At 67.2% G+C, this 12,156-nt stretch carries 14 protein-coding genes; 2 read left to right on the forward strand and 12 right to left on the reverse strand.

Annotated features, from left to right (window positions below):
* The first annotated feature begins 152 nt into the window (after positions 1 to 152).
* Positions 153 to 1,079, forward strand: coding sequence for an NAD(P)-dependent oxidoreductase (locus J1M43_RS14565; protein WP_274607452.1), 927 nt, complete (start codon positions 153 to 155; stop codon positions 1,077 to 1,079).
* Positions 1,079 to 1,798: a class II aldolase/adducin family protein gene (locus tag J1M43_RS14570; protein ID WP_206477127.1), complete on the forward strand. Its 720-nt coding sequence runs from the start codon at positions 1,079 to 1,081 to the stop codon at positions 1,796 to 1,798. Before J1M43_RS14565 ends, J1M43_RS14570 begins: the two co-directional genes overlap by 1 nt.
* A 96-nt stretch (positions 1,799 to 1,894) precedes the next feature.
* On the opposite strand, the gene J1M43_RS14575 is transcribed toward J1M43_RS14570, so the two are convergent.
* The 12 genes from J1M43_RS14575 to J1M43_RS14630 all read right to left on the reverse strand — a co-directional run bounded on the left by J1M43_RS14575 (position 1,895) and on the right by J1M43_RS14630 (position 12,134).
* Positions 1,895 to 2,656 (reverse strand): IclR family transcriptional regulator, encoded by a 762-nt coding sequence (locus tag J1M43_RS14575; protein ID WP_206477128.1) that lies wholly within the window; start codon positions 2,654 to 2,656, stop codon positions 1,895 to 1,897.
* A gap of 83 nt (positions 2,657 to 2,739) precedes the next feature.
* Positions 2,740 to 3,297, reverse strand: a complete 558-nt coding sequence (locus J1M43_RS14580; protein WP_206477129.1) for a 3-phenylpropionate/cinnamic acid dioxygenase subunit beta — start codon at positions 3,295 to 3,297, stop codon at positions 2,740 to 2,742.
* The gene (locus tag J1M43_RS14585; RefSeq protein WP_241245247.1) at positions 3,297 to 4,832 is read right to left on the reverse strand and encodes an aromatic ring-hydroxylating dioxygenase subunit alpha; all 1,536 of its coding nucleotides are present in this window, start codon (positions 4,830 to 4,832) and stop codon (positions 3,297 to 3,299) included. The genes J1M43_RS14580 and J1M43_RS14585 overlap by 1 nt, the downstream gene beginning before the upstream one ends.
* Positions 4,833 to 4,877: 45 nt before the next feature.
* On the reverse strand, positions 4,878 to 6,131 hold the full coding sequence (locus J1M43_RS14590) for an NAD(P)/FAD-dependent oxidoreductase (RefSeq protein ID WP_206477130.1): 1,254 nt from the start codon (positions 6,129 to 6,131) through the stop codon (positions 4,878 to 4,880).
* Positions 6,124 to 6,324: a ferredoxin gene (locus J1M43_RS14595; protein WP_206477131.1), complete on the reverse strand. Its 201-nt coding sequence runs from the start codon at positions 6,322 to 6,324 to the stop codon at positions 6,124 to 6,126. The genes J1M43_RS14590 and J1M43_RS14595 overlap by 8 nt, the downstream gene beginning before the upstream one ends.
* 138 nt (positions 6,325 to 6,462) lie before the next feature.
* Positions 6,463 to 7,200: a FadR/GntR family transcriptional regulator gene (locus tag J1M43_RS14600; protein ID WP_206477132.1), complete on the reverse strand. Its 738-nt coding sequence runs from the start codon at positions 7,198 to 7,200 to the stop codon at positions 6,463 to 6,465.
* A complete protein-coding gene (locus tag J1M43_RS14605) occupies positions 7,181 to 8,428 on the reverse strand; it encodes an MFS transporter (protein WP_206477133.1) in 1,248 nt (415 codons plus the stop codon). The genes J1M43_RS14600 and J1M43_RS14605 overlap by 20 nt, the downstream gene beginning before the upstream one ends.
* Positions 8,429 to 8,529: 101 nt before the next feature.
* A complete protein-coding gene (locus J1M43_RS14610; protein WP_206477134.1) occupies positions 8,530 to 9,237 on the reverse strand; it encodes a spermidine synthase in 708 nt (235 codons plus the stop codon).
* Positions 9,238 to 9,264: 27 nt separating this feature from the next.
* A complete protein-coding gene (locus tag J1M43_RS14615) occupies positions 9,265 to 9,954 on the reverse strand; it encodes a DUF2071 domain-containing protein (RefSeq protein WP_206477135.1) in 690 nt (229 codons plus the stop codon).
* A complete protein-coding gene (locus J1M43_RS14620) occupies positions 9,951 to 10,328 on the reverse strand; it encodes a metalloregulator ArsR/SmtB family transcription factor (protein ID WP_206477136.1) in 378 nt (125 codons plus the stop codon). Before J1M43_RS14620 ends, J1M43_RS14615 begins: the two co-directional genes overlap by 4 nt.
* A gap of 85 nt (positions 10,329 to 10,413) precedes the next feature.
* Positions 10,414 to 11,823, reverse strand: a complete 1,410-nt coding sequence (locus J1M43_RS14625) for an amidase (RefSeq protein ID WP_206477137.1) — start codon at positions 11,821 to 11,823, stop codon at positions 10,414 to 10,416.
* A gap of 74 nt (positions 11,824 to 11,897) precedes the next feature.
* Positions 11,898 to 12,134: a hypothetical protein gene (locus J1M43_RS14630; RefSeq protein WP_152594823.1), complete on the reverse strand. Its 237-nt coding sequence runs from the start codon at positions 12,132 to 12,134 to the stop codon at positions 11,898 to 11,900.
* Between the last annotated feature and the right edge of the window lie 22 nt (positions 12,135 to 12,156).

Genomic DNA, 12,156 nt, shown 5'->3' on the forward strand with positions numbered 1-12,156 from the left:
TCCCGGTTCGTCGCGACCCTGAAGCCGCTTCACAGTACAGAAAATGTTTCTAGAGGGTGAGTGTACGGGGGAACTTTTGAGGCTGTCAAGCGAAGTCGACCACCCATCGATTGCGGTACGACCTATTGTTGTGCGGAAATGTTTTCTGTAGGATGACGGAAGCAGCACCGTTGCAACGAAGGGTGAAACCTATGAACACGAACCATGTCGGAGTCGTCGGTCTCGGCGGGATGGGCAAGTCGCTCAGCGACAGCCTGATCGCGGCCGAGCACCCGCTCGCCGTATGGGACCGTCACACGGCCCGGGTGGCGACGACGGCCATGATCGGCGCGACCCCCACGACGAGTCCGCGTCAGCTGGCCGAGGACAGCGACGTGGTCTTCCTCACGCTGCCGAACCCGACCGCCGTGCGCGAAGTGCTCTTCAAGGAAGAGGACGGTCTGGTCTCCGGGCTCAAGGACGGCGCGATCATCGTCGACATGACCACCGGTGACGCTGAACTTGCCCTCGAGATCTCAGAGCGTGTCGAGGCACTGGGTCGCGGCATCCGCTACATCGACGCCCCCGTCTCCGGCACGTCTCCGAACCTCACGGTCATGGTGGGCGGCGCAGTCGGCTCGCTGGGCGCTGCCGAGGAGATCGTGAACGACGTCTCAGGGAAAATCATCTACACCGGCGCCCTCGGCAAGGGCTTCTCGACCAAGCTCGTGCACCAACACGTGAAGTACGCAACGCACTTGGCCGTGGCTGAGGCGATCGTCATCGCCGAGAAGGCTGGTCTCGACGTGCCCACGGTGATCGACGCCATCCAGCACTCGAGCGGTGTCGCCGGTGGTCTCAGGGGCGTCGTCGAGTACTACTCCGACAACAAGCGCGCCGTCGCCAAGCACGCACCAGCCACCACGATCGCCAAGGACCTGCGCCTCGCCTCGGCCCTGGCCGAGTCCGCCGGCGTCACGAGCGCGACGCTCGCCGCGGCGACTGAGTTCTTCGCGGCCGCGGCAGAGGGCGACTACGCGACGCGCCCCTACCCCGAGAGCACGGAGCTGCTGACACAGCTGCGCACGCAGGGCGCCTGATGACGTTCGACGCCGGCACCCGCAACCTCCTCGCCGAGGCGTGCCGCATCATCGCTAATGCGGGTCTGGCGGAAGACATCCTCGGTCATGTCAGCCTGCGGACGGACGCCGGTATCGCCATCCGCTGCCGCGGCCCGCAGGAGAACGGGCTGCTCTTCACCAGCCCTGACGACATCCACGAGGTCATCCCCGGCGTGACGCTCGACGGCGGCTACAAGGTGCCGAACGAGCTGCCCATTCACGCCGAGGTGCTGCGCGCCCGGCCGGATGTGAACGCGGTCGTGCACGCGCACGCGCCGTTCGTCATCGCCGCCGACCTCGCCGGCATCGAGCTGCGTCCCGTCGTCGGCGCGTACAACATGCCGGCGATGCGCATGGCGGCCGGAGGCGTACCGACCTACCCTCGCAGCCTGCTCATCAACACGGATGAGCTCGGGCGCGAGGTGGCAGAGGCCATCGGCGATGTGCCGGTGCTGGTCATGCGCGGACACGGTGTGGTTACCGTCGGCGAGACCGTCGAGCAGGCGGTGGTGCGCGCCCTGAACATCGAGATCCTGGCTAGGATGCTGGTGCGCGCCAGCGCCCGCGGCCCGGTCGACTTCGAGGTCTCCCCCGAGGACATGGCCGCGATGCCGGATCTCGGTTCGGCCTTCAACGACGGATTCGTGTGGCGCTACCAGCGCTCGCGCCTCCAGCACGCGGGGCTCGCTGTCGCCTGATACCACCCTGGACATGACGATGCCCGTCCCGTAGCGGAGGGGCATCGTCATGTGTGCGTCGCGTGCGCGGTGGTCGTCGTCGCATATCGCGCGGGATTAAGATGCTGCGCGCAAGGCTTCCTCGATCTGCGCGGCGGCTGCGTGCAGCTGCCGGGCGATCTGCTTCTGCCCCTGCTTCGACATGCGCGAAGAGGGGCCGGCTGCGTTGATGGCGGCGAGCGAGCGCCCCTGCGCATCCTGGAGGGTCATGGCCAGAGAGGTTACGTCGTCGGGGCGGTAGTTCAGGGCGTAGCCCACCTCGCGGATCTGCTCGAGCTGTGCTTCGAGCGCGACGACATCGACGCCCTCGGCTTCGAGGTTCTTCATGATCTTGTCGAGCTGGTCGCGGGGCATGTCGGCGAGGAACGCGCGACCGATGGCGCTGGTGTGTGCCGGCACCACCTGACCGGTGCGGTCGGCGATCCGCAGCTGGTGCTTGCCTTCGATGCTGAAGATGTAGCGGACGTGGGTGTCCTCCAGCACCGCGAGGTGGACAGTCTCATCCAGGCGCGATGCGAGTTCGGCGAGGATCGGGCGGGCGATCACCCGAACGTCCATATTGCGCACCGCGGAGAGCCCCAGATCGAGCAGCACAGGGCCGAGCACGTACGTGCGCGCCTCCGGGTCCTGGCGCACGAAGTCATGGGCCTGCAGCATCATCAGCAGGCGGTGCGCCGTGGACGTCGAGACGCCGAGGGCCTTGGCGGCATCGGACAGCCGGATTCGCGGCTGCTCCTTGAACATGAGTAGCAACCGCAGCGCGTTACCGACCGATGAGATCGGATAGTTCGGCTGCTTGGGTGCGACGTCGGTTGCCATTTCGCCAGCATACAGCAGCACTTCCCGCGGTGCAGAAACGTGTTTTTTCTGCACCGCGGGAAATGGTATTCAGCCACTCTGGCTCAGAGGAACACCGACAGATTCTTCGCGAGCAGCACCGTCTGGTCGAGCAGCAAGAACCGGCGCACGACCTTCCAGCCGCCGTCGGTCTTGCGCAGAGTGTCCTTTCGGCGCCCGACGAAGAAGTCGGTCTCGTCCGCGACGCGGTTCCGGTAGACGAGGAACCGACTCGAAAGCTGCACCTCGAGGGGACCGTCCGCGGGGGCGTCGACCTCCACTATGCGCACGTTGGTGACCAGGTGCGACACCCGGGACACGGGCTCCTCGGCCCAGTGCACGCCGGTTTCGAGCTGCTGCACGCGCATCTCGACCGTCGACTTCGGCTCGTCGAACCAGCACAGCTCTTCACCGACCTTGGTCTCGCTCCGAGTGTCGGCATCGGCGAATTCGACGTTCAGGCGTAGCGGGACGCTGTACTGGTAGTCGTCCGCGAGCACATCGAGCCACTCCCCGTAGCGCCGCTCGTCGAGCAGGTCGGCCTCGGCGTAGAGGAACTCCGATACCTCCTGCAGCAGCACCCAGCGGTCAGGGCCCTGGGAGTAGTCCGGCGTCTCGGCCATCAGCGCGTCTCCTCTTCTGCGGCGAGCTCGGCCGCGGCCAGTTCCTCTTGACGACGGATGATCGCCTGGATGCGGTCATCCGACTGCGAAACCTCGATCAGCTCTTCCCAACTGAGGTTGTCGACGAACTCCGACCAGCGGCGGTAGAACGCGCGGGCGTTCACCTCGCCGGAGATCGCGTGGTTCGAATGGATCGCACGATCCAGCTCGGAGAGCTGCTCGGTGCCAAGACCCTGCTGATAGTTGTACGGGTAGCGCTGAGCGATGACACCCTGCGAGGCCTGGGTCGCGTAGTCCCAGTTCTCCATGTCGTCCTGCTCGGTCATGCCGCCCGGCCCGCCGTAGCGCATGTAGTACTGACGCAACCATTCGCGCACGTGCTGAGGCGCACCCTTGTCCGCGAGGAACCAGCGCCAGACCTCTGTCTCGGTGGGGCTGATCGGGTGCGCGACGAGTATGCTGCGCGGGAAGCCGGCCGCGAACGACATGTTCGGGAACATGGTCGCAGGGCCGCGTCCGCCGAGGAGGCGGCCTTCGGCGTCGAGGCGCTCCTTGCGGACGGCCCAGGCGTTGTCGAAGTACTCGTTCATCTCCGGCTCGGCAAACTCGGGGTAGGAGATCTCGTATGCCAGGTTGTCGCTCGCGCCGTGACCCTTGCGGAACGACGTCTTCATGCGGCCGGTGGAGTGCCCGCCCTCGTTCTGACGCTCGCCGTGGCGGCGCTTGCCGCGGCCGCCGGGACCGATGCCGACGGCTTCGACCGAGGCGTGCGTGGACGCGCCGTGGTAGGTGTCGCCGAGGAAGTTCTCGGAGACGAACTTCCAGTTGGACTTGATGCGCCACTTCAGCACACCGGGGATCACCTCGGTGTCACCTGGGGTGCCGTCGAACGCGTCGGCGAGGTTGTCGAGCCAGTAGTGGAAGTCGCCGACATAGTCGAGAAAGTCCTCGGCGTTCTCATCCCAGTTGGCGAAGATGAGGCCCTTGTAGTTGTAGACCTTCGGACAGCGCACGAGGCCCCAGTTCTGCTTGGGCAGCTTCCCGTCGTATGCGGCCTTCATGTGGGGCACGCCGAACAGGTCACCCGGCACGTTCACGAGGCTGCCGTCCATCGAGTACGACCAAGCGTGGTACGGGCAGGTGAACTGCGTCGTGTTGCCCTCGTCATAGCGGCACACGCGCATGCCGCGGTGGCGGCACGAGTTCAGCAGCACATAGATCTCGCCGTCGACATCGCGCGTGAGCAGCACCGGATCGCTTCCCATCTTCGACGAGAAGTAATCGCCGGGCTCGCTGACCTGCGTCGCGTGGCCGACGAATAGCCATGCACGAGGAAAGAGGTTCTGCATCTCGAGATCGAAGATCTTCGGGTCGGTGAACACCTTCCGACTGATCACGCCGGATTCGAGGTCGACAAGGTCACGCGCGCGCGTGGTCGCGCCCTGCGGGGCTGCCTCGTGGCCGGAGGCCTCGTGGTCGTGATCCTCGCAGGAGCGGGGCTCGGGTGTTGTTGACCCAATGTTGGTGGCAGCCATCAGCGGTGCTCGCTTTCGTGGGTGAAGAGGTGGGAGTGGAGGGGATCAGGCGGGGACGGGAGTGCGAGCGCCGGCGGCGAGCTTCTCGAGCTCTTCGATCATTTCGGCCGACTTCGGCTCGAGGTGCATGAGCCGGCGTGCTGCGGCCATGCCGCGGGGCCATCCGAAGGTGACGACCGCGCCGCAGTCCTGGTCGTCACCGTGCGTGTACACGGCAACGAGGCGCGGAACCGGGCCATCCAGGGTGAGGACGTCGACATGCGCGTCCTCCTCCGGGTGACCGGCGACCTGGATCTTCTGGCCGAACTGGTCCGACCAGAAGTACGGCGCCTCGCGGTACCCGTTCGGGTCGTCGGGGTTCAGTAGGTTGTGGGCGACGACGTTGGACTGATCCGTGGCATTCGTCCAGTGCCCGACGCGTCGCGACTTTGCCGAGTTCACGTCATAGAAGCGTGCGATGTCGCCCACGGCGTAAACGCCTGGTCCGCCCAGCGCACGGAAGCGCGCGTCGGTCACCACGCCGTCATCGACCTTGATGGTCGAGCCCTCGAGCCACGCCGTGTTCGGCTCGGAGCCGATGCCGACGATCAGGGTCTCTGCCTGCAGCCGGGTGCCGTCCGACAGGGCGAGGAGTGCGCCTTCGCCGTCGCGCTCGATTGACTCGACCGTTACGTTGTTGCGGATGTCGACGCCATTAGCGCGGTGCATCTCTGAGATGTGAGCGCCGACGACGGTGCCGAGGCTGCGCTGGAGCAGATGCTCACGGCGCTCGAGGATCGTCACGGACAGGCCGAGTTCGCGAGCGACCGAGGCTGCCTCAGCGGCGACGAAGCCACCACCGATGGCGACGACGGAGCCGCCGCTCTTCAGCCGATCACGGAGCGCATCCGCGTCCGCCGCAGTGCCGATCACATGTCCGATCGGCGCGCCGTCGGTTGTGAGCAGCCGGCGCGGAGCGAGACCGGTCGCGATGACGAGGCGATCATAGTCGAGCGTCTCACCGTTGGAGAGGGTGAGGCGGCGCGCCTGCGCGTCCAGCGAATCCGCCCATGCCTGCACGACAGTCACATCGATCGACGCCCACCCGCCGGGGATGAGTTCGATCTGCTCGCGCGTCCACGCGCCGGTCAGGTATGCCTTCGACAGCGGCGGACGGTCGTACGCCTCTCCCGTGTCCGGCTCGACGACGATCAACTCGCCCGCAAAGCCTTCTGCGCGAAGCGCCTGCGCCGTGCGCGCACCGGCGACGGATCCGCCGACAATGACGATGCGCCCTGGGTGCTCGGCCTTCTCAGGCATCGGCTTCGACCAGCTCGAGAGCGTTCACGGGGCAGCTGCGGATGCCGGCCTGCACCTTGGCGAGCTCGCCCTCCTCCACGGTGTCGCGGAGGAGAAAGACGAGTCCCTCATCGTCGAGGTCGACATGCTCAGGATCGACCGCGAGGCAGTTGCCATAGCTCTGGCATAGGTGACGGTGGGCTACGAGCTTCATGGTTGCTCCTGGTCTGTCGCGGGTGGGTGCATCGTCGTGGCTCTTCCTCGAGCACATCGGTCACATATGTGCGAATGGTAAGTCCATTTGCATAAGTTGATCATCCATTAGTTCAGGACGGCTGTCAAGCGCGCGGTGTCAGGACCGGGCGACGCGGACAGCCGTGCGCTGCAGGTGCTCGCGCATGATCGTCGTAGCGGTGTCCGCGTCGCGCGCAGCGATCGCGTCGACGATGCGCCTGTGCTCCTCGACGCCACTGGTCCCGCTGTGCCATGCCTCGGTGAGCGCGCGCAGGATTGGACGCTGGAACGAGGTCAGGAGCAGGTCGATCGCCGGGTTACCGGCTGACGCCGCCAGTCGCAGGTGGAAGTCGAGCGAAGCCCTGGCGTCATAATTCCCCTGCTCGCGTGCAGCGAAGGCTGCATCGTTGAGCGCGCGCAGCGCCGCGATGTCCTCGTCGGTGGCGCGCTCGCAGACGAGGGGGATGATGCCGATCTCGATCAGCGCCCGCGCTTCGGTGATGTCCGCCGCGCGCAGTGAAGACAGCGCCAGCAGGTCGCTGATCCCCGCTCTGACCACTTCGGCCGACGGCACGGTCACCGTCGCGCCGCCGCGCACGCCGAGCTTGACCTCGATGAGACCGTTCGTCTCGAGGATCCGGAGCGCTTCGCGCAGGGTCACGCGGCTGACGCCGAAACGCTCGCAAAGTTCTCGTTCAGGAGGCAGGCGATCGCCGACCGCGATGGTCCCATCCTGGATGAGCGCGCGGATGCGGTCGGAGACCCGCTGCGAGGAGCGCTGCGTCTCGACCGGAGCGAAGAGATCGGCGCGAACCGTCTCTCCTGGAGGCTTGCTGCTATTGGACATCGCGCTCATCGGCTTCGCCTTCCTGAGTGGGGTCCGCCGGCGGCGGGGGATCGACCGCGACTGTGCGTCGCCGGATGGCGCCGAGAGCGGGGCTGGAGATCATGATACCGGCGACAGCCGCGGCGATTGCGGCACTGGGTAGCAGCAGCACCAACGCCGAGGTCGCGAGTGGCGAGAGCAGCAGCGAGACAGATCGGAACGTGCCGATCGACGCGATCGCGCGTCCGCGCTCGTCGTCGATCACGGAGTCCGCGGCGAGCGCAGGGCCGATGGTCTGCAGGATTCCCGCGCCGCCGCCCGAGACCGCGAGCGCAATCATCACGATCGGCAGCGGCACGGCGAACAGTGACGCGACAGCGAGCCCGAGACCGGCCGCGCTGGTGCCCAGCGCATTCGCCGCACGTGCTCCCAGCCTGTTCACGCGGCCGGCAATAGCACTGCCACCCAGCGAGGCCAGGTTCGTCAGCGTGATGAGCGCGCCCGCCATCGGGACCGAGTAGCCCGCTGCTGTGAGGATCACGGGGAGGTAGGAGTTGAGTATGCCGCGCCAGGCGCCGCCGACGGCGGTCATGCTCGCTGCGGTCGCGACCCCGGGCCGCCGCCAGATCTGACGAGAACCCGCGGCGGCGTCGCGCTTCCTGGAGGCGAACGGCCGAAAGCGCACGAGCGCGAAGGAGGGGGCGATCGCGATCAAGGCAGCAGCGGCGGCGGCCAGCAGCGAGACTTGCAGCGACCACGCGCCGATCATCCCGGCAAGAGCCGGGCCGATGAGCTGCCCAACACCCTGCATGACGTTCAATCGCGCGAGCGCCTTGACTGCGGAATCGGAGGAGCGGATCACGTGGGTCTGTGCGCCGGTCCAGAAGTACGCGCGCGCCGCACCCTGCAGCAGCTGCGCCACGACGAACGCCCAGAGGGCGACGCTGACGCCCAGCACGACGCACGATGCCGCGAGCAGCACGGTCGCGGCAATCAGAAAATGCTTCGTGGGGATGCGGCTCATCATCGAGCCCATGCCCAGGCGTGCAGCAGTCTGGGTCACAGCCGACAGTGCGACGAGAAGGCCGACGGCCTCGATCGGGTGGCCGGCGTGGATCGCGAGCAACGGCACCACCACCGCAGCCATCGACTGGCTGGTCGAGAACGCCAAGTTCATCGTCTGTGTGAGCCAGTGATCGATCCGCAGTGCGCGGGGATCGTGCGGGGTGTCGTGGCCATCCGCGTCACGTCGAGCCATGGAACCCCGTTCGCCTAATGGTAAGGCCATTTAATCATAACCCTGTCGTTTGTCCGCGATCAACTCCGCCGATCACGGAAATCGGCGCCCGCCGACGCCGTTCAGCCGCGGCTGCGCCCGACGTAGACCGTGTTCGATGACATCCCGCCTGTGACCGGATTGTCGAAGTCGACGACGTGCGCCGCGGTGGCGTCGAACACGGCGTTCATCTCGACCATGAAGTCGTCATCGGGCGGATCATCGGACCAGAGAGCGAAGACACCGCGCGGAGCGAGATGGCGGTCGAGTGCCCGCAGCCCGGCAGCGTCGTACAGGTCGGCGTGGGTCGGATCCAGTTGATGCCGTGGGGAGTGGTCCACGTCGAGCAGGATGGCGGAGTATCCGCCGTGGCCTTCGGCGGGCTCCGCCCGCATCACGGCGAAGAAGTCGTCCTCCACCAGGGTGGTCCGCGCATCGCTCACGAGTTCGCTCGACGCCGGCAGCAGCTTCCGCTCGTGCCAGCCGATCACCGCACCGAGCCGGTCGATCACCGTGAGCTCGCGTACGCGTTGGTCCCGCAGCGCGGCGACGGCGGTGTACCCGAGGCCGAGTCCTCCGACCAGGACCGTGAGTTCGTCGCCCTCGACAGCGGCGAGCCCCAGGTTGGCGAGCTCTTCCTCTGCCACGGTGAACAGGCTCGACATGAGGTACTCGTCGCCGAGTTTCACCTCGTAGATCTCCCGGCCCACCGCCGGCTCGGTGCGGCGGCGCAGCATGAGGTCGCCGATCGGTGTGGGCTGCCAGTCAAGTTCTTCGAACCGAGTGATCACTGCGGCGTCCCTCCGTCGCTCTTCACCCTACGCCGTCATGACAATCGGCAGATCACGCATCACGACCACGCTGTCGAACACGGCGGCGCCTTCCGGCAGCGCGTCGAAGAAGGATGATCGCAGGCTCAGCAGTTGTGCTCCTTCCACCGTCCACGCTGTCGAGGTGAGCGTCACGGGCTCCAGGCTCACGCCGTCGTGCCGCCGCGACCATCCCACCAGGCCCGAACGGTAGAACTCCGATGCATCCTCGACCGTCGGGAACAACTCGCTCTTCCACTCACCGCCGACTTCGACATCCGCCGCGAGGCTCTCGCCATCCGCATCCATCGTCACCGCGTAGCGATCCTTCGACTCGTCGACCCTGAATCGTGCCTTGCGGTGCACGCCGGGGAAGGCGCGTCCGCCGAACAGCACCGGGAACCACGCCGAGCTGTGCCGTTCGAAGATGTACACGCCGCGCCGGCGCTCACCATCGTCGTCCCACTCGACGGCGATGCGGTGCGCGGCGTTCTCGGAGCGGAGTCCCCAGCGCCCGTGCACCCATCGCGGCCGGATGCTCTCGAGGCCGAGCACGCAGACGCCGGCGACAGCATGACCGTCGACGAGCAATGGCCGCAGGCCGTCGGGGAGCAGGCCACGGGCGACATCCGCATCGAGACGGTAGCTGAGGAGTAGACGCCGGCGCAGCCGCGCCTGCACACCGCGGACGATCGTCATGCGCGCGCCGGTTCGTCGGCTGCGTCGGACAGGGATGCCCGCGCCGTCTCTGCGTCGGGCACGGACGCCGGGCGCCGCTTGCGCACCTCGCGCAGCACGATCTGCTCCGGGCAGACCGTGGAGAGGAAGTCGCCGACGGAGAGTGCGAGACGTCCGGACACGAGGGAGTAGAGGATCCGGTTCCCGTCTCGCCGCTCGCTCACGAGTCCTGCGCCTCGCAGCACGCGCAGATGTCGCGAGATGGTCGGTCCAGTCGCCGCGAATCGTGCGGCGATCTCCCCCGCCGCGCGCTCGCCGTCCTTCAGATCCTGGAGGATCTGCCGCCGCGTCGGATGCGCCAGTGCCTCGAACACGCTCGTGTCATCATCTTGCATGTCTGCAATATAGCACTGGTGCTAATTAGCGCACCAGCTTATTTTCCTGCCAATGCCGAACCCGCGTACGCGACGACGAGGGTGCTCACGCACGCCAGACATCCGGCTTCGGCAACGAGCCGACGCCCCGCTCCAGCTCGGCGGCGAGCGCGATGATGCGCGCTTCCCCACCCGGCCGACCGATCAGTTGCACGCTCACGGGATGCCCCGATGCACTCAGCGTCACGGGCACCACGATCGCGGGCAGGCCGGCGACATTGACGAAGCTCGAGTACGGTGCGTACCGCACCTGCTGGGAGAAGTTCTCGGGGGCATCGGTCGGGTGGAACCATCCGACCGGCTGCGGCGGCAGCGCCAGCGCCGGTGTGAGCACGGCCTCGAACGGGGCGAACGCGGTGATGGTCTCGCGCTCGAAGACCGTCGCCGCGGCGAGCGCGTCGAGCACCTGAGTGCCCGTCAACGCCCGACCCTCGCGCACCAGCCATGCGGTGATCGGCTCCACGAGCTCGAGTTGGGCATCGGTCAGATGCATCCGCGCGGCGCTCGTGCGCCAGATGGTCGTGAACATCTCCCCGTAGCCGCGCGGACGCCACTCGAACCGGTTGACGCCGTGGCCGGCATCCGCCAGCAGTGCCGTCGCGACGTCGACTGCACGCGACGCCTCGGGATCGAGCCGGATGTCTTCGGCGTCATCCCACGGAGAGACGGTCGTGACGCCGATGCGAGCGGATGCCGCAGCCGCAGTCGCGGCTTCGAGGAACGCGCGTCGGCCGGGCGCCGACGTCGCGTACGGATACGGCCGCCCACCCGCCTGAACATCGAGCAGCAGCGCCGCATCCGATACAGTGCGGGCGATCGGACCCGCTACCGGCAGCCCGCCGGGGCTGTCGAGACCGGAGGCGAACGGCACCCTCCCCCGTGACGGTTTGATCCCCACCACCCCGACAGTCGCGGCGGGGATGCGGATCGAACCGCCGCCGTCCGATGCCGGGGCGAACGGAAGCAGACCAGCGGCAACTGCGACTGCGGCGCCGCCGCTCGATCCTCCTGCACCGTTCACGAGGTTCCACGGGTCGCGCGCGGGCGGTGCGATCTGCGTCTCGGTGTAGCCGGTGAGACCGAACTCCGGAGTGTTCGTCTTGCCGAGGCTGATGCCGCCGGCTTCGTCGAGCACCGCAGCCTGATCCGCCGTGGCATCCGGAACGAAGTCCTGATGCAAACGGGAGCCGAATCTTGTCGGCACGCCGGCGCGGGTCACGAGGTCCTTGTCGGCGAACGGCAGGCCCCACAGCGCCGCCCCCGCCGTGTCCCCGTCGTCGAGCGATGCGGCGCGCGCGAGCGCAGCATCCGCCGTCACCTGCACGAACGCGCCGAGTCCGTCGTCCAAGCGGGATATGCGATCGAGATAGTGGCGCGTGAGTTCGACCGGGCTGATCTCGCGGGCGCGGAGCGCCGCCAGTTGTTCTATCGCCGTCAGGTCGTGGAGCTCAGCCATACTTCGAGCCTACGGGCGGGTGCGGCGCTCCGTACGCTCTCGGTGCGAATGATCAGCCTGTCGGGCTCAACGCCTCACTGCCTGGGCGGCACGCCGTGCTGTTGAGGGCTCGGCGGCCCCGCGTACGGCCCGCCCGGACGCTGACCCGCACGCTCCGCATCTGCGCGCAGGATGCCGTTCTTCACCGCCGTACGCATGAGCAGGTACCCGATCCACAGCATCAGCGCGATGGTGCCGAGGTAGATCACCAACCCGAAGATGATGGCGCCGATGCCGAGGCCGGCGGCCATTCCTGAATAGTCGTTGTCCATGCCCCACAAGCTAGCGAACGAC

It is taken from the genome of Microbacterium sp. KRD172 (genome assembly GCF_017168295.1).
GTDB classification, from domain to species: Bacteria; Actinomycetota; Actinomycetes; order Actinomycetales; family Microbacteriaceae; genus Microbacterium; species Microbacterium profundi.

Excerpts from the sequence above, each read along its gene's own strand:
- J1M43_RS14595 (WP_206477131.1), bottom strand. The coding sequence starts at position 6,324 with ATGAAGCTCGTAGCCCACCGTCACCTATGCCAGAGCTATGGCAACTGC.
- J1M43_RS14630 (WP_152594823.1), bottom strand. The coding sequence starts at position 12,134 with ATGGACAACGACTATTCAGGAATGGCCGCCGGCCTCGGCATCGGCGCC.
- J1M43_RS14615 (WP_206477135.1), bottom strand. The coding sequence starts at position 9,954 with ATGACGATCGTCCGCGGTGTGCAGGCGCGGCTGCGCCGGCGTCTACTC.
- J1M43_RS14585 (WP_241245247.1), bottom strand. The coding sequence starts at position 4,832 with ATGGCTGCCACCAACATTGGGTCAACAACACCCGAGCCCCGCTCCTGC.
- J1M43_RS14570 (WP_206477127.1), top strand. The coding sequence starts at position 1,079 with ATGACGTTCGACGCCGGCACCCGCAACCTCCTCGCCGAGGCGTGCCGC.
- J1M43_RS14590 (WP_206477130.1), bottom strand. The coding sequence starts at position 6,131 with ATGCCTGAGAAGGCCGAGCACCCAGGGCGCATCGTCATTGTCGGCGGA.
- J1M43_RS14625 (WP_206477137.1), bottom strand. The coding sequence starts at position 11,823 with ATGGCTGAGCTCCACGACCTGACGGCGATAGAACAACTGGCGGCGCTC.
- J1M43_RS14605 (WP_206477133.1), bottom strand. The coding sequence starts at position 8,428 with ATGGCTCGACGTGACGCGGATGGCCACGACACCCCGCACGATCCCCGC.
- J1M43_RS14565 (WP_274607452.1), top strand. The coding sequence starts at position 153 with ATGACGGAAGCAGCACCGTTGCAACGAAGGGTGAAACCTATGAACACG.
- J1M43_RS14620 (WP_206477136.1), bottom strand. The coding sequence starts at position 10,328 with ATGCAAGATGATGACACGAGCGTGTTCGAGGCACTGGCGCATCCGACG.
- J1M43_RS14580 (WP_206477129.1), bottom strand. The coding sequence starts at position 3,297 with ATGGCCGAGACGCCGGACTACTCCCAGGGCCCTGACCGCTGGGTGCTG.
- J1M43_RS14600 (WP_206477132.1), bottom strand. The coding sequence starts at position 7,200 with ATGAGCGCGATGTCCAATAGCAGCAAGCCTCCAGGAGAGACGGTTCGC.
- J1M43_RS14575 (WP_206477128.1), bottom strand. The coding sequence starts at position 2,656 with ATGGCAACCGACGTCGCACCCAAGCAGCCGAACTATCCGATCTCATCG.